This window comes from Geodermatophilus marinus (genome assembly GCF_003428645.1).
Classification (GTDB): Bacteria; Actinomycetota; Actinomycetes; order Mycobacteriales; family Geodermatophilaceae; genus Geodermatophilus.
In genome coordinates this window covers 132561-148318 of sequence record NZ_QVQH01000006.1, presented here as the reverse complement: position 1 = coordinate 148318, position 15758 = coordinate 132561, and the positions used below count along the sequence as shown (strand labels likewise).

Annotated in this window: 15 protein-coding genes and 1 pseudogene; 7 read left to right on the top strand and 9 right to left on the bottom strand. The window is 78.8% G+C overall.

Annotated elements, in window-relative coordinates:
- Positions 1–14 precede the first annotated feature (14 nt).
- A complete protein-coding gene (locus D0Z06_RS25720; protein ID WP_199522220.1) occupies positions 15–173 on the bottom strand; it encodes a hypothetical protein in 159 nt (52 codons plus the stop codon).
- A 131-nt stretch (positions 174–304) separates the two neighbouring features.
- Positions 305–928, bottom strand: coding sequence for a DUF6758 family protein (locus tag D0Z06_RS09210; protein WP_117377068.1), 624 nt, complete (start codon positions 926–928; stop codon positions 305–307).
- Between the two features lie 74 nt (positions 929–1002).
- On the opposite strand from D0Z06_RS09210, the gene D0Z06_RS09205 reads away from it, so the two are divergent.
- Complete coding sequence (locus tag D0Z06_RS09205; protein ID WP_117377067.1) at positions 1003–1995, top strand: putative glycolipid-binding domain-containing protein; 993 nt, start codon at positions 1003–1005, stop codon at positions 1993–1995.
- A 54-nt stretch (positions 1996–2049) separates the two neighbouring features.
- Here D0Z06_RS09205 and D0Z06_RS09200 read toward each other — a convergent pair whose 3' ends face one another.
- Entirely contained in the window at positions 2050–2556 is a 507-nt protein-coding gene (locus D0Z06_RS09200; RefSeq protein ID WP_117377158.1) for a MaoC family dehydratase, read from the bottom strand.
- 138 nt (positions 2557–2694) lie between these two features.
- Here D0Z06_RS09200 and D0Z06_RS09195 point away from each other — a divergent pair, with 138 nt between their 5' ends.
- Both D0Z06_RS09195 and D0Z06_RS09190 read left to right on the top strand, forming a co-directional pair.
- Positions 2695–3183: a hypothetical protein gene (locus D0Z06_RS09195; protein WP_117377066.1), complete on the top strand. Its 489-nt coding sequence runs from the start codon at positions 2695–2697 to the stop codon at positions 3181–3183.
- Positions 3180–4121: an MFS transporter permease gene (locus D0Z06_RS09190; RefSeq protein ID WP_233517552.1), complete on the top strand. Its 942-nt coding sequence runs from the start codon at positions 3180–3182 to the stop codon at positions 4119–4121. Before D0Z06_RS09195 ends, D0Z06_RS09190 begins: the two co-directional genes overlap by 4 nt.
- Before the next feature lie 102 nt (positions 4122–4223).
- Here D0Z06_RS09190 and D0Z06_RS09185 read toward each other — a convergent pair whose 3' ends face one another.
- Entirely contained in the window at positions 4224–4517 is a 294-nt protein-coding gene (locus D0Z06_RS09185; RefSeq protein ID WP_117377065.1) for a WXG100 family type VII secretion target, read from the bottom strand.
- A 50-nt stretch (positions 4518–4567) separates the two neighbouring features.
- Here D0Z06_RS09185 and D0Z06_RS27095 point away from each other — a divergent pair.
- Positions 4568–7690, top strand: a pseudogene (locus tag D0Z06_RS27095) (FtsK/SpoIIIE domain-containing protein); the annotation flags it as partial.
- A 1236-nt stretch (positions 7691–8926) separates the two neighbouring features.
- Here D0Z06_RS27095 and D0Z06_RS09170 read toward each other — a convergent pair.
- The 4 genes from D0Z06_RS09170 to D0Z06_RS09155 all read right to left on the bottom strand — a co-directional run bounded on the left by D0Z06_RS09170 (position 8927) and on the right by D0Z06_RS09155 (position 13237).
- On the bottom strand, positions 8927–9439 hold the full coding sequence (locus D0Z06_RS09170) for a DUF6912 family protein (protein WP_117377064.1): 513 nt from the start codon (positions 9437–9439) through the stop codon (positions 8927–8929).
- Positions 9440–9538: 99 nt separating this feature from the next.
- Positions 9539–10921, bottom strand: a complete 1383-nt coding sequence (locus D0Z06_RS09165) for a WS/DGAT/MGAT family O-acyltransferase (RefSeq protein ID WP_117377063.1) — start codon at positions 10919–10921, stop codon at positions 9539–9541.
- Between the two features lie 79 nt (positions 10922–11000).
- Positions 11001–12299, bottom strand: coding sequence for an AAA family ATPase (locus tag D0Z06_RS09160; RefSeq protein WP_117377062.1), 1299 nt, complete (start codon positions 12297–12299; stop codon positions 11001–11003).
- Entirely contained in the window at positions 12299–13237 is a 939-nt protein-coding gene (locus tag D0Z06_RS09155) for an SAF domain-containing protein (RefSeq protein WP_117377061.1), read from the bottom strand. Before D0Z06_RS09155 ends, D0Z06_RS09160 begins: the two co-directional genes overlap by 1 nt.
- A 191-nt stretch (positions 13238–13428) precedes the next feature.
- Between D0Z06_RS09155 and D0Z06_RS09150 the strand changes: the two genes are divergently transcribed.
- A complete protein-coding gene (locus tag D0Z06_RS09150) occupies positions 13429–13710 on the top strand; it encodes a helix-turn-helix domain-containing protein (RefSeq protein ID WP_233517551.1) in 282 nt (93 codons plus the stop codon).
- A 10-nt stretch (positions 13711–13720) separates the two neighbouring features.
- Here D0Z06_RS09150 and D0Z06_RS09145 read toward each other — a convergent pair whose 3' ends face one another.
- Positions 13721–14287, bottom strand: a complete 567-nt coding sequence (locus D0Z06_RS09145; RefSeq protein WP_117377060.1) for a hypothetical protein — start codon at positions 14285–14287, stop codon at positions 13721–13723.
- 97 nt (positions 14288–14384) lie between these two features.
- On the opposite strand from D0Z06_RS09145, the gene D0Z06_RS09140 reads away from it, so the two are divergent.
- Positions 14385–15206 (top strand): hypothetical protein, encoded by an 822-nt coding sequence (locus D0Z06_RS09140; RefSeq protein ID WP_117377059.1) that lies wholly within the window; start codon positions 14385–14387, stop codon positions 15204–15206.
- Complete coding sequence (locus D0Z06_RS09135; protein ID WP_117377058.1) at positions 15203–15733, top strand: Rv3235 family protein; 531 nt, start codon at positions 15203–15205, stop codon at positions 15731–15733. Before D0Z06_RS09140 ends, D0Z06_RS09135 begins: the two co-directional genes overlap by 4 nt.
- The last annotated feature ends 25 nt before the right edge of the window (positions 15734–15758 follow it).

Genomic DNA, 15758 nt, shown 5'->3' with positions numbered 1-15758 from the left:
GCCCGACGCCGCGCTCACACCAGGCCCTGCACGAACGTGGCCAGCGACGTCGCGGCCGCACCGAGCGCCTCCCCGGCGCTGCGCACGAGGTCGGCGGAGCTCTCCGGCGCCTGGATCAGGTAGAAGAGGACGAAGGCCACGACCAGCCAGGTGAGGACCTTCTTCAGGTTCACCGTCACCTCCGGGTGCGTCGTGGGCAGGCCGGGCGGTCCGTCCTCACCGGGCGAGCCCCATGGGTAACACACGTCCCAGGGTCCTCCACGGGGACACGCCGCAGCACCGGGGGGGCGCGGGCCGGGGCCGGCTACCGGCCCGGCAGGAGGTGCTCGCTGGGCGGCCCGAGGGGCAGGTCGGGGTAGACCCGGTCCCGGAGGTCGAGCAGCACCAGGCGTTCGGCGAGCAGCCAGGCCGCCGACATCGGCCACATGACCAGCCAGAGCCACACGCCGTAGGCCTCCCCGACGAAGGCCGCGCGGTCGTCGCTGGTGGGCACGGCCCAGAGCGGGGCGCGCTGCCCGGCGGCCTCGACGTCGGCCGAGGAGGGGCCGGTGATGACGTCGCCGGGGTCCAGGCCCGGCAGCCCCGCGTACCCGCACCCCACGCCGGTGCCCGGCTCCTCGGCCACGAGCACCAGCTCGGCCGCCCCGCCCAGCGGCGCCGGGCCGGCGCAGTCCATGACGATGGCCCGCGCGCCCGGTTCGCCGCCCCAGGCCATGCCGGTCACCGACCAGCCCGACGGCATGGGGTCGGGCACCCAGGCCGGCACCCGCGCGTCGGCGGTCACGGCGCTGATCGCGTCGTGGGCGACGAGCAGGGTGTGGTGGAGGGGCGTCACCGCGCCGTGCACGTGGCACCAGGCCTGGCCTGCCTCCCCGGGGCGGACGACCGGCCGCTCCCCGCAGCGCGGGCACACCGTGGAGGCAGACATCGCGACTCACCGTCCTGGCCGGAGGGGTGTTCGTCAAGCGCGGGGCGTGGCGGTCGCCCCCTACGCTCCCGGGGATGACCGCTGACCCGTCCGGCGGGGAGCCACCCGCGGTGCCCTGCGTCGGTGCGGTGGTGCTCGACGCCTCCGGCCGGTTGCTGCTGGTCCGGCGCGGGCAGGAGCCCGGCCGCGGCCTGTGGTCGCTGCCCGGTGGCCGCGTCGAGCCCGGCGAGACGCTCGAGCAGGCCGTCGCCCGCGAGGTGCGCGAGGAGACCGGGCTTCTCGTGCACGTCGGGGACGTCGTCGGCTCGGTGCGCATCCCCTCCGGTGCCGTCGTCTACGACGTCACCGACTTCGCCTGCACGCCCGTCGACGACGCCGCCACGCCCGCGGCCGGCGACGACGCCGACGACGTGACCTGGGCCGACGCTGCCGCCCTGGACCGGCTGCCCTGCACACCGCGGCTGGTGCAGACGCTGCAGGGGTGGGGCGCGCTGCCGGCCGCGGAACCCGGGGTGCGGGTGGTCGCCTGGCGGCGGGTCGACGAGGACGCCGGCCACAGCCTGGCGCGGGTGCAGCGGCGGGCCGACGGCTGGACCTGCCACGGCACCGAGGTGCTGGCCGGACCGGGAACGCTGCTCGCCTGCGGCTTCCGCGTCGACCTGGACCCCGGCTGGACCACCCGCGCCGTCGAGGTCTGGTCGCTCGCCGCAGGCGGGGAGCGGCGGGTGGGCCTGACCGCCGACACCGGGCGACGGTGGTGGCGCGACGGCGTGCGCGCCCCGGAGCTGGACGGCTGCACGGACGTCGACGTCGCCGCGACCCCGCTGACCAACACCTTCCCGATCAACCGGCTGGCGTCGCTGCCGGTCGGGGACGCGGTCACCTCGGCCGTCGCCTGGGTCGAGGTCCCCGGGCTGCGGGTGCTCCGGGTGGACCAGACCTACCGCCGGCTGGCCGACCGGCGGTGGGAGTACCGCGACGATGCCCACGGCGCCTTCGAGCTGGCGGTCGACGCGGGGGGCCTGGTGCTCGACTACGCCGGGTTCGCGACCCGGGTCGCCCCGTGAGGACCGCCCCGCGGAGGACCGGCTCGGGGCAGCCCGGCCGGGTGGCGGCCCCGGTCAGCGGCGGACCGGCTCCGGGCGACCCGGCTGCTCGCCGCCGCGGCTCTCGCCGTAGGACCGCTTGGGCACCATGACCTTGCGCCGGAAGACGCACACGACCGTGCCGTCCTGCTTGTAGCCGATCGTCTCGACGTGCACGATCCCGCGGTCGTCCTTCGACCTCGACTCGGTCTTGTCGAGGACGGTCGTCTCCCCGTAGATCGTGTCGCCGTGGAAGGTCGGGGCGACGTGCCGCAGGGACTCGATCTCCAGGTTGGCGATGGCCTTCCCCGACACGTCGGGCACGCTCATGCCGAGCAGCAGGGAGTAGACGTAGTTGCCGACCACGACGTTCTCGCCGAAGTCGGTCGTCTCCGCCGCGTAGTGCGCGTCCATGTGCAGCGGGTGGTGGTTCATCGTGATGAGGCAGAACAGGTGGTCGTCGTACTCGGTGACCGTCTTGCCGGGCCAGTGCTTGTAGACCGCCCCGACCTCGAACTCCTCGTAGTAACGACCGAACTGCATGAACTCGCTCCCCGGGACGACACGGCGGACGCGGGACCCCGGCGACGGCGGGCGCGGGGCCCCGAGCGCGTGGGCCGGGGTGCCCACGATGCGGCGTCGGTGACCCACCTGGACGGGCGCTGATCCTACGATGCCCCGGTGGTACCGGTTCCTCCCGAGCGCGGCCCCGCGGAGACCGGGGTCCTGGCGCTGTCCCCCGTCGGCCGCAGGGTGCGCATGGCGGCGACCGCCCTGGTCCTGGCCCTCCTGCTCGCCGGGACCGTCTGGGGCACCGACTCCGACTTCCCCTTCGGCCCGTTCCGCATGTACTCCACCCGGGCCGACCCGAACGCGCCCGTGGTCTCCACGCGGGTGGTGGGGGTGACCGACAGCGGGGCCGAGGTCCGGCTCTCCGGGGGCGAGGTCGGGCTGCGCCGGGCGGAGTTCGAGGGCCAGCTGCCGCGGCTGGTCGAGCGGCCGGAGCTGCTCACGCTGCTGGCGGAGTCCTACGCCGAGCACCACCCCGGCGCCGAGGAGCTCGTGGAGGTCCGCATCGTGCAGCGCCGCTACGAGCTCGCCGGCGGCCGGCGGACCGGCGAGGCCACCGACCGGGTCCTCGTCGCCCAGGACCTGGAGGGCACCGCGTGAGCCGTACGTCAGCACCGGTCGAGCGGCCGGGGGGCGGCACCGGGCGGGCGCTGGCGCACGGGCTGTGGGCCTGGTGGTTCCGGCCGGTGCCGCTCGCCCGCATCGCGGCCATCCGGACCATCGCCTACCTGTTCATCCCGGTCGACGTCTTCCTCACCACCGCGTGGGTGCGCGCCCACGCCGACGTCCCCACCGAGTACTACCAGCCGCTCACCATCGGTCAGCTGCTCCCGCTGCCGACACCCACGTCGACCGTCGTGCACGTGGTCCAGTGGGCGCTCCTCGCCGCGGCGCTGGCCGCGGCGACCGGGCGGGCACCGCGGCTCCTGGGGTCGGCGGTCTTCCTGCTGTACCTCGAGTGGATGGTCATCGCGATGAGCTACGGCAAGGTCGACCACGACCGCATCGCCTACCTCGTCGTCCTCGCCGTCCTGCCCACCATCGGCCGGGCGCGCTGGCGGGACCGCCGGTCGTCCGAGGCCGCCGGCTGGGCCGTGGCCGCGGTCTTCGTGGCCATCATGCTCACCTACTTCCTGGCCGCCTGGGCGAAGATGCGCTTCGGCGGCTGGGACTGGGCGACCGGGTCCACGCTGGCCCGCGCCATCGTCCGCCGCGGGACGGTGTTCTCCGACTGGACCCTCGAGGTACCCGGTCTGCTCGTCGCCGCGCAGTGGTCGATCGTCGTCCTCGAGTTCGCCGCACCGCTGATGCTGCTGGCCCGGTCCGACCGTGCCCGCATCGCCCTGGTCGTGTTCCTCCTCGGCTTCCACGTGGCCGTCTTCGCCAGCGTCCGGATCATCTTCCTGCCGCACTGCGTGGCGATCCTCGCGCTGCTGCCGTGGGAGCGGCTGCCCGAGCTCACCGGGGCCGTCCGGCAGCGGGTGCCCGCGGTCCGGACGACCGCCGGGACGCCGAGGACGGCCGCGCCCCCCGGCTGACCCGGCGGACGCGGGGAGGCCGTCGGCGCCCCGGCGACGCGGTCGACGGGCACGCCGACGGCGTGGCCGGTCAGGGCAGCCGGGGCAGGGGGCCGTGGCCGGTCACAGCAACGCACCGATGCGGGCCGCGACCTCCGCCTCGTGCTGCTGGTAGGACGCGGCCACCCCCTCGAGCAGCGTGCCCATCCCGGTGAGCGCGTCGCTCACCCCCTGCGCGCTGGCCCGCCACCGCTCGTGCAGCTCGGCGAACCGCAGCGCGGCCTGGCTGTCGGTCCACCCGTCCAGGACCGACCCGTCGAGCCCGGCCGAGAGCGCGGCGTGCCGACCTGCGGTGTCGGCCGCCTCGGCGCGGCAGCGGCCCGCCATCGACTGCAGCGTGGCGATGTCGACCTTCACGTGTCCTCCTCCTGCCCGGGCACCTCCCGGTCGTCCGGACGCTAGGGCGGGTGGCCCCGGGGGCCGGCGCCCCGTCCACAGCGCGGCCGCCCGTCCACAGCCGGGTCCCGGGCGCCGCAGCCCCGGGGCCGGGGCCGCACGGTGGGCGCGTGCCTGCCGGACCGCCCTCCTCCCCGCCCGTCACCCGGTGCTGGACCCTCGTGGTCGGCGGTCGCCCGCACGACGTGGTCGTCACCGCGCACGACGGCGAGCGGCTCGACGCCGTGGTGGCCGCGCTCGGGTCGCTGCCCGGGAGCGGGCCGGGCGAGGTCTGGAGCGGGCCGACCCGGCTCCCCCCGGAGACGCTCCTCGAACACCCTGCCCTCGCGCACGGGGCGGTGCTCGGCCTCGGCGGTCCCGCCGCCGGCGCGTGCCGGCCGGAGGCCGTGAGCGCGCTGGAGCTGCGGGTGGTGGGCGGGCCGTCGGCGGGGAAGACCACCGCGCTGACCCGGGGCCGCCACCTGGTCGGCCGGGGGGCGGGGGCCACCGTCGCCCTCGACGACCCCGACGTCTCGCGGTGCCACGCGCTGGTCGAGGTGGGTGCCGACGGGCCGGTGGTGCGCGACCTCGGGTCGACCAACGGGACCTCGCTCGGTGGCGACCCGGTCGGCCCCGCGGGTCGGGCCTGGCCGCCTGGTGCGCTCCTGCGGGTGGGGGCGAGCACGCTCACCGTCGCCGGCCCGCAGGGCCTGCCGGTCGGGCTCGCGCCGGCACCGGGCGGGCGGGTGCGCGTGGACCCGGTGCCCCGGACGTCACCCGGCGGTGAACCGGTCGAGGTCGCCCTGCCCGCCGAACCCGGCGTGGCGCCGCCGCGCCGCCTCCCCTGGGTCGCCCTGGTCCTGCCCGGCGCCGCCGGGCTGACCCTCGCCTGGGTGCTGTCGTCACCCGTCCTCCTGCTGTTCGGCCTGCTCGGCCCGCTCGTCGGGGTGGGCACCTGGCTGGCCGACCGGTCGGCGGGGCGGCGGACCGGACGCCGCGCCGCCCGCGCGCACGCGGCGTCCCTGCAGGAGGCCGAGGACCGCGTCGCGGCGGCCGTCGCGGACGACGACCGCGCGGCCGAGCGGGAGCACCCCGACCTCGCCGTGGTCTGCGGTGCCGTCCGCCGGCGCACAGCCCCGCTGTGGCAGCGCGCCGCGGAGGACCCCGACGCCGTCGTGGTCCGGATCGGGAGCGCCCCCGGGGCGTCGCGGGTCACCTTCGTGGAGGCCGACGGACAGCGGCGGCCCGCCGCCTCGGCCCGCCGGCCCGTGACCGTGGACCTCGCGGCCGCCGGGGGCCTGGGGGTGAGCGGCCCGGAACCCGTGGCGACCGGGGTGGTCGCCGCGCTGGTCACCCAGCTCGCCGTCCTGCTCCCTCCCGGGCAGCTCCGTCTGGCGCTGCTGGTCGAGCGCCCCAGGCTGGACTCGTGGTCGTGGCTGCGCTGGCTCCCCCACCTGCCGGCGGGGGCCGTCCACACCGCCACCGGCGAGGACGCCGCCCTGGCCTGGGTGACCGCCCTGGGCGGCGCCGGCCCCGGCGCCCCCGGGCAGGTCGGCTGGACGGTCGTCGTGGTCGACGGCCCGCTGGGCCCCCGCACCCGCGCGGCCCTGTGCGAGGCCCGGTCGCGGCGGGTCCTCACCCTCGCCCGGGCGGGTGCGGGCGGGGAGCCACCGGTGGTCCCCGGCGCCCGGCTGCGGCTGGAGGGCGAGACGGGGTCCGCGGGGCTGCTCGCGGTGCCCGACGCCGCCGACCGGGCCGGCGTCACCGTCGACCGGCTCGCGACGGCGGTCGCCGGCGAGGTCGCCCGGGGGCTCGCCGCCCTGCAGCCGGCCCGGGTGGGTGGGGGTCTGCCCCGGGGGGTCCGCCTGCTCGACCTGCCCCGGCCGGGCGTGACGCCCGTGGCCGGGGGGAGCACCGGGGGGACGTGGCCGCGCGACCGCCGGTCGCTGGTGTTCCCGCTCGGCCGCACCACCACCGGCCCGCTCGCGCTCGACCTGTGCCGGGACGGGCCCCACGCGCTCGTCGCGGGGACCACCGGCTCCGGGAAGTCCGAGCTCCTGCAGACGCTCGTCCTGGGGCTCGCCCTGGCCCACCCGCCGGACCGGTGCGCCTTCCTCCTGGTCGACTACAAGGGTGGCGCCGCGTTCGCCGAGGCGGCACGGCTCCCGCACACCGTCGGGGTGGTCACCGACCTCGACTCGGCGGGGACCACCCGGGCCCTGCGGTCGCTGGGTGCCGAGCTGACCCGGCGCGAGCGGCTGCTGGCCCGGCACGGGGTCGCGGACCTCGCCGCGCTCCCGGCCGACGTCGACGCCGCCCGGCTGGTGATCGTGGTCGACGAGTTCGCCGGCCTGGCCGAGGACCAGCCCGACTTCCTCCCGGGCCTGGTCGGCATCGCCCAGCGCGGCCGCTCCCTGGGCGTCCACCTCGTCCTGGCGACCCAGCGCCCGGCCGGCGTGGTCTCCCCCGAGATCCGGGCCAACTGCTCCCTGCGCATCTGCCTGCGCACCACCGACGAGGCCGAGTCCCGGGACGTGCTCGGCCTGCCCGCCGCGGCGTGGCTGCCCGCCGACGTCCCCGGCCGGGCGCTGGTGCGGGTGGGTGGCGCGGCCCCCGAGCTGGTGCAGGTCGCGCGGGTCGCCGGCCACCCGCCCACCGCGGGGGGCGCCGTCCGGGTGGCCCCGTGGCGGTGGCCGGACCGCCCCCCGGCGGCCGCCGCGGAACAGCCCGGAGGGCCTTCCGACCTGGCACGGGCGGTGCCCGCGTTGGCCCGCCGGGCGCGGGAGGAGGGCCTCCCCCCACCGCACCGTCCCTGGCGCCCGCCGCTGCCCGACCGCGTGCAGGCCGACGACCTGGCCGCCCTGCCGCTCGGGGAGCCGGCCGGGGCTGCTCGCCCGCTGCGGATCGGGCTGGTGGACCACCCGGCGTCCCAGTCCCAGCACCCGCTGGAGCTCGACCCGGACCGCGGCGGCAGCTGGCTGGCCGTCGGCGGTCCCCGCAGCGGCCGCACCACGTGGCTGCGCGCGGTCCTGGCCGAGGCGGTCACCGCCCGGTCCCCCGAGGAGCTGCACGTGCACGTGCTCGACCACGGCGGTGGCCGGCTGGCCCGGGACGCCGCCGGCCTCCCGCACGCGGGCACCGTGGTGCGCGGCGGGGAGGTGCACCGCACCGTGCGGCTGGTGGAGCGGCTGGGGCAGGAGGTCGCCGCGCGGCGAGCGGACCCGGACCGGGCGCGCCCGGCGCTGCTGCTGCTCGTGGACGGTGTCGAGGCGCTCGGCGCCGAGCTCGACGACGGGGATCCCGGTCGCGGTGCCGCGTCCCTGACCCGGCTGGTCCGGGAGGGGGCGGCCGCCGGCCTCACCTGCCTGCTCACCGGTGACCGGTTCGTACCCGGGAGCCGGCTGGCGGCCGCGGTCGGCACCCGGCTGCTGCTGCCGCTGGCCGACCGGGCCGACTACGTGCTCGCCGGGGTCCCCGCACGGGCCGTGCCGGGGCACCGCCCGCCCGGACGAGCGCTGCTGGGCGAGGAGGGCCTGGAGTGCCAGCTGGCGCTGCCCCGGTCGCTGCCGGAGGCCGGCCGGCGCGGCCGCCACCCGGACGCCCTCCACGTGGCGGAGCTGCCCCCGGCGCCGGTGCTGCCGCTGCCCCGGGAGCCGGCCGACGCCCGGCGCACGGCCACCGGGGGCGCGGCCACCGGGAACGCGGCTGGCGGGAGCACGGCCGCCGGGGACGACGCCCGCGCCGCAGGTGAGCTGCCGTGGCTTCCGGTGGGGCCGGGCGGGGACGAGGGGACCGTCCTCGGCGTCGACCTGGCCGACGGGGGTGGCCTGCTGGTCGCCGGTCTGCCCGGGAGCGGGCGGCGGACCGCCGTCCGCCACCTCGCCGCCCACGCCGCCGCGCTCGGGACGCCCACGCTCCGCGTGGTGCGCACGGCCGCGGGGACAGCGGGCGGCTCGGGCGCCGGTCGGGAGGTGCCCGCCGACGACACCGCCGCCTTCGGGAGCTGGCTGGAGGGCCTCGCGGGCCGGCCGGGCCTCGTCGTCGTGGAGGACCTGGACGCCCTCGGCGACGCGCCGGTGCTCGCGCTCGGCGCGGACCGCGGCCTCGACGGGCGGCTGGGGTTCCTCGTGGGCGGTTCGGCCGGTGCGCTCGCGGCCGGCTACCAGGGGCCGGTCCCGGCGTTGCGGCGCCGGCGCAGCGGCCTGTTCCTCGGTGGCGGCCCGGCCGACGGCGACCTGCTGGGGGTGCGCCTGCCCCGCACCCTGCTGCCGGTGCGCCCCGGGTCCGGGTGGCTGGTCAGCGCCGGGACCGTCCACCGCGTGCAGGTGGCCCGGCGGTCGGGCGCCGGGCGGTCCCCGGCCGACGACCGCCCGGCACGGCCGCCGCCGGCATCACAGCAGCTCGAGCACGGCCCCGATCTCCTGCCGGGCGTACCAGGCGAGCTCGTGCCCCTCCGCCTGGTCCACGACGAACTGGGCGTCCTCGCTGCCGAGGTCGGCCTCGAGCACCACCGCGACCGCGGCCGAGACGTCGGCCTCGGCCTCGGCACCGTCGACGTGGGCGCTCGCGACGTCGCCGAGCGCGATGTCGTCCTCCACCCGGACCGCACCGTGGTCGACGTCGGGGTCGGTCAGCTCGGCGACGCGCGCGTCCGGCACGTCGGCGGCGACGACGACCCTCCGCCGGGCGGCCGAGGGGTCCACGTCGACCAGCCGCAGGCTCGCACGGGCGGCCGCCAGCAGAGCGGCGTACTCGAGCTCCTCGGTGTCGGCCTCGGCGTCGCTGACCGGGTAGGAGGAGCGCAGGCCCGGCGTCACGGCGAAGGCGGTGTGCGGACCGGGCAGGCGGCCGTCGTCGACCAGGGTCCGCAGCGCGGTGGTGGTGGCAGGCAGGTACACGCGCACCCGGGGGACTCCTCGATCACGGGACGGACTCGGGACGGACGACGGTATCCCGGGTCCTCGAGCGGCCGGGGGGCCGAGGGTCAGCCCGGGGGCCGAGGGTCAGCCCGCGGTGCCGGCGAGGACGCCGACCTCCTGCTCCAGCAGGTCGGCCAGCACGTCCACGTCGCCCACGGTGTCCCGGTCGGCGTTCAGGCCGAAGAAGACCCGGCCGTCATAGCTGGTGATGCCGATCGACAGCCCCTGGCCGGGCGCCAGCGGGATGACCGGGAAGACCTCGCGCATGCGGGCGCCCGCGGCGTACAGCGGCAGCTGGGGGCCGGGGACGTTGGTGACGACCAGGTTGGCCACCCGCCGGCTGAGCCCCCGGGCCGCGCGGGCCCCGAGCGCGTGCAGCGTGGGCGGCGCGAACCCGGTGAGGGCGATGAGCGTCTCGGCCCCCACGGACCGGCCGTGGTGGGTGACCCCGCGCATCGCGTAGCTCAGCCGCGCCAGCCGGACCCGGGGGTTGGGCTCGCCGACCGGCAGGTCGACCAGGTAGCTGGAGACCCGGCTGCCGGGGGCGTCCTCCCCCTCGCCCTGCACCGACACCGGGACCAGCGCGCGGACGGTCGTGGACCCCAGGACCGCCTCCCCCCGGGAGAGCAACCAGTCGCGCAGCGCGCCCGAGACGACGGCCAGCAGCACGTCGTTGACCGTGCCGCCGTGCGCCTTGCGCACCGCCTTGACGTCGTCGAGGTCCGCGCGCGCCACCGCGACCCGCCGCTGGCTGCCGCGGCCGGCGTTGAGCGGGCTGTGCGGCGCGGCGGACAGCGCCGACCGCGCCGCCTGCAGCACCCCGCCGGCCACCCGGGTCACCCGGGCGCTCGTCGTCCGCACGTCGGTGACCGCCGCCCGGGCCGCGTCCCAGGCCGCCGACGGGCGCTGCACGTACTCCCCCACCGCCTCGCCGACGAGCTGCACCCCGCTGGGCAGCCGTCGCGGGCGCCACGGCTCGGGGGCGGGCACCGGGGCGTCCGGCGCCGGGTCCAGCAGCACCTGCCCGATGTCGACCGTGCCCAGACCGTCGACGAGGGCCGGGTGGGTCTTGGTGATGACCGCGATGCGGCCGTCGGCCAGCCCCTCGACCAGGTACACCTCCCACAGCGGTCGATTCCGGTCCAGGGGCCGCGACGTCACGCGCGAGACCAGGTCCAGCAGCTGCACCTGCGCGCCCGGGCGGGGCACCGCCGAGCGCCGCAGGTGGTACTCGACGTCGAAGTCCGGGTCGTCGGCCCACACCGGGTCGGCGAGGTGCCCCGGCACCTCGAGCACCCGCTGCCGGTAGCGCGGCACCAGCGGCAGGCGCGCCTCGACGAGCGCGGCGACGTCGTCGACACCGCCCGGCGGCGGGTCGAGCACCAGCACCCCGGAGACGTGCATCGGGCTCCCGGGCCGTTCCAGGTACAGGAACGACGCGTCCAGGGTGGTCAACCGCTCGGCCATCGGCCTCCTCCCGATCGGGCCCGCCACGCTACGGCCCCCGCCCTGCCCGCGGCACCCGGACGGCGCGCCCGGAGCGAGGTCACACCGACCGGCGCACCCCGGCCCGCCGGCGTCCCCGGCGCGCCGACGGGGCGGGGCTCCCGGCGATCCGGGCGGCGAGGTCGCCCAGCGCGGCCCGCAGCGGCGACCCGGGCGCCGCCTCGGCCAGCGTCCGGCCACCGGCCAGCGCCGCGTCCGTCGCCCGCCGGTCGGCCGGCAGGAAGGCGGCGACCCCGAGGCCGGTGAAGCGCTCCAGCGCCGCGGCGATCTCCCGGCGGGGGTCGCCCGGCACGGGGCCGCGCCGCACCTGGTTGACCACGACCACCGGCTCGACGTCGGGCAGGGCGTCGCGCAGGTCACCCAGCGCCCGGATGCTGCGCTGCAGGGCGACCGGGTCGGCGCCGCTCACGCACAGCACGGTGTCGGCCTCCTCGAGCACCGTCAGCGTGGCCCCGTTGCGCCGGGGCGCCGCGGTGTCGAAGGAGAGCTCCTCGTCCTCCTCCAGGCTGAACGAGCAGTCGACCACCACCAGGTCAGCCGCCCGGCGCGCCTGCGCCAGCACCGCGGCGAGCGCCTGGGGGCGCAGCTCCGGCCAGCGGTCCGCACGAGCCAGCCCGGTGAGCACGCTCAGCCCGGGGCGCACCGTCCAGGACAGCCGGGCCAGCGCAGCGGTGTCCAGGGCGCCCGCGGCGGCCTGGCGCGCGGCACCGGCCAGCCCCGGCGACTCGTCGAGCAGCCCGAGCACCTGGGCGACCACCCCGCCGTAGACCTCGGCGTCGACCAGCAGCGTGCGCACCCCGAGGCGGGCCGCCTCGTCGGCCAGCCCCACGGCGACCGTGGTGCGGCCAGGAGCACCCGTGGGGCCCCACACCGCCACGACCCGGCCCGTCGCCGGCCCGGCGTCCCGCTCCTCGCGCGGGCGGCGCGCGGCCGGCAGCGCCGCGAGCGGGTCCGCGACGTCCCGGCCGGTGGGCACCTCCCCGGCCACCGCCGCGCGGAGGGCGGCGGCGATCTGCTCGGGGGCGGCGTCGGCCGGCAGGACCCGCTCGACCCCCAGCGCCCGCAGCCGCTCGGCGGCGCGCTCGTCGCCCCGCTCCACCAGCCCCACCACGGCCACGCCGGCGGCGGCCAGCCGGGCCACCGCATCCCCGTCCAGCCGGCGGAGGTCGGCCGACAGCAGCGCCGCCTGGCCCGTGCCGGTGGCAGCGGCGGCGAGCAGCTCGGCCAGGTCGACGCAGCGCCGGACGACGGTCACCCCGTGGTCGGCCCGGTCCAGCTCCCCGACCAGCTCGGACTCCCAGCCACCGCCGCTGACGGCGGTGAAGACCCGGACGCCCATCAGCCCGCCGGCCGGGTGGTGCTCGCCGGGGCGGACGTCCCGGTGCGGGCGGGGGACGCGCTCGCGGCCGGGGCGGTCGTCGGGGACCCGGTGCGGGCCGACCCGCCGCCGGTCGACCGGGCGGTCGACGGGGCGGTCGACGGGGCCGCCGACGTCCCGCTGCGGGCGGCCGCCCCGCCGGTGGCCGGGGCGCGCGACGTCGCCCCGGCGGTCGGCGCGGCCGCCGCGCCCACGGCCGGGGGTGCCCCCTCGCCGGCGTCGACGGAGTCGTGCACGACCACGACGAGCGGCCGGCCGCCGATCGCGGCCAGCACCGCCGCGGCGTCGTCCTCGGCCACCGAGACGACCACCTGGACGGTCGTCGTCGCCGTCGAGAGCACACCCTCCGAGCGACCGGAGACCGCCTGCACCGGTGCCAGGCCGACGACCAGCGAGACGCCGGGGGCACCGGCGGCCACCGCGCCCGCAGCCGGGTCGGCCACCGCGTACACGTCCACGACCTGCCCCCGGTCCAGACCCGGTGGCACGAACCCCGCCTGCACCGGCAGGGCCACCTGCACGAGCCGGGCCGGCTCCTCGAGCGCCGAGCGGGGCAGCAGCTCCCCGGCGCCGACCGCGCGGGCGAGCGTGCGCCCCCCGGGTCGGGTGCTGGTGGCCAGGTAGGCGCCCGCCGCGTCGTCCAGCCGCACGTCGACCGCGACGAGGTCCGCCTCGTCGACCACCGTGCCGGGGGCCAGGTCGCCCGCCGCGGCCCACACCGGGACGGTCGCGTCGGCCGCGCCCACGACCCGGGCGCCCACCAGGACCGACCCGAGCACGAGGAGGACCCCGAGCACGAGGCGCAGGTCCAGCCAGCGCGGCGGGCGCACCCGGCGCGGCGCCGGCGGGGTCGCCGCAGGGGTCTCCGGCGGCACGGTCGTCGTGCGCGTCGCGCTCACGGCGGGCGGTCCTCTCGATCGGGCAGGCGGAACCGGCGGGCGATCCGCCGTCCGACGGGGGGAACAGGACGCAGATGATGCGACATGCGTGCAGACGCGTGCACTCGCCGTCCACACGTTCGGGTGTGGACAGCGCGCACACCACCCGGACGGGGCTGCCAGACTGGGCCGGACCGGACGGGAGACCACCGATGCCCACACCGCGCTTCCTGACCCTCGACGACGTGGCGGAGATCCTCGCCGTCTCGTGGTCCCAGGCCTACGCGCTGGTCCGCCGCAAGGAGCTCATCGCCATCCAGATCGGCGGCCGCGGTCAGTGGCGGGTCGAGGTCGACGAGCTCGAGCGCTTCATCGCGCGCAAGTACGCCGAGGCGCGCGGCGAGGTGCCGCCGGAGGTCCCCGACGTGCCGGAGCCGGTCGAGGTGCCGGTGGAGAGCCCGTCGGCCGAGGCCGGGGGGCGCCGCCGGCGCTGACCTCCCCCGGTCACCCGGTCGAGGGCGGCACCGTCCGGACGACGGCCACCGCCGCCAGCGCGACCGTGCGGACGCCGCGCACCTCCGCGGCCCGCCGTGGCCGGTCGGCCGGGTGCTCGGCCAGCTCGACGAAGTCCGCGCCGACCCGGTCCAGGGTGCCGAGCAGCGCCGTCCCGTCGTCGAGCACGACCTGGACCGTGGCCCGGTCGCGCACCAGCGCCCGCACCGCCCGCCGCAGGTCCGGCCGGGCGCGCACGGCCACCGCCGCGGCGGGCACGGTCTGCCGGGTCAGCCCGCCGACCACCGTCACCCCGCCCGCCGCGACGAGCACCTCCCGGTGCTGGTCGTCGCGGAGCAGCAGCCAGTCGGCCCCGACGTCGAGCACCAGCCCGGTCACCTCCCCGGCGCCACGGCAGCGCACGGCCACCGGCTGGCCGACCGCCCCGGCGAGGCGCTCGGCGAGCCGCACCCCGCCGACCTCCGCCCGCCGCCGCGAGCCGTCCTCGGCCCGCTCGGCCGCGGCTGCCGCCTCCTCGAACTCCGCCTGCAGGTCGGCGAACAGTCGTTGCCAGCGCATCGGCACACCTCCGTCCACAGCCTAGAGGGTGCCAACTCTTGCATTTGCGTGCATTTGCATGCTTTGGTCACCATCCCGTCCCGAGCGAGGAGCCGACATGTCGATGCGCCGACTGGTCGCCACGACGACCGCGATGGGCCTGCTGGCGCTGGTGCTGCGGGCCGTCACCCCGGACCTCTCCTGGGTGACCACCGCGGCCGCGACCGGCCCCTGGCGAGCCGCCGACGTCGTGGGCCCGGACCACCTGCTGCTGTCGGTCGTGGCCGGCCTGGCGTGGACGGCGTGGGCCTGGGGCGCGCTGGGCCTCGCGCTCACCGCGCTGTCGGCGCTGCCCGGGGTCCTCGGCGGGGTGGCACGGGGGCTGACCCGCGTCGTCCTCCCCGCGGGCGCGCGACGGGCCGCGACGCTGGCCCTGGGCGTCGGCCTCCTCGCCGGGGGACCGGTGCTGGCCGGCTGCGGACCGGCGACGGGGACGGGCCCCGCGCCCCGCGCCGTGGCCGCCGTCCCCGCGGTGGCGACGACCGCAGGGTCGCCGGCGCCGGCCACCGCGGAGGCGCCCGCGCCCGCGGTCCCCACGACCGGGCCGGTGCCCGACTGGCCGGGGGCCGGACCGCCCGCGGCCGGGCCCGCGCCCCCCGCCACCCCGCCCGTCCCGGCGACCGAGGCGCCCGGGCCGCCGGGTCCGGTGCGCGGCGAGCACGTCGTCCTCCGCGGGGACTGCCTCTGGGACATCGCCGCCGCGGACCTGCTCGCCCGCTCGGGCCGGACCCCCGGCGCCGCCGAGGTGGCCGCCGCCGTGCACGCGTGGTGGCGGCTCAACGCGGCGGTCATCGGGCCCGATCCCGACCTCCTGCTGCCGGGCCAGGTGCTGCACCGGCCCGGGAACCCGGAACCGCCACGACCCGAGGACGGCCGATGACCGCGACCCCGACCCCCGCCGAGACCCCGCTGCGCACCGCCACCCTCCGGCTGGCCGTCGTCCCCACGCCGCAGCCGCCGCTGAGCCCCGAGCCGGTGCTCCGGCTGCTGGTCCCCGGGGCCCCGGTGCCGCGTCCCCGGCACCGCCCCGGCCCGCGGCCGCGCGACGAGGAGCGGGACCCCGAGCACACGTGGTCCTCCCGGGCCGACCTGCCCGACCCCGCACGCACCGGGCGGCAGCTGTTCGTCCTGACCCTGGAGGGGCTGGCCGGCCTGCGCCCCCTGGCCCACGTGCAGGGGCTGACATCGGTCGGCGTGCACGCGGCCCTCACCCGGGGCCGGCGCCCCCGGTGGTGCGCCGGGGGCACCGCCCCGGTGCTGCTCGGCCCGGTGCACGTCTGCGAGCCGGTGGACGGCGTGGCCGAGGTCAGCGCCGTGGCCCGGCGGTCCGGCCGGGCGCACGCGGTCGCCGCGCGCCTGGAGGGCGTGGACGGCCGGTGGCGGTGCACCGCCCTGCAGGTGGGCTGACCGGTCTCGTCCTCCCCGCCCCCGG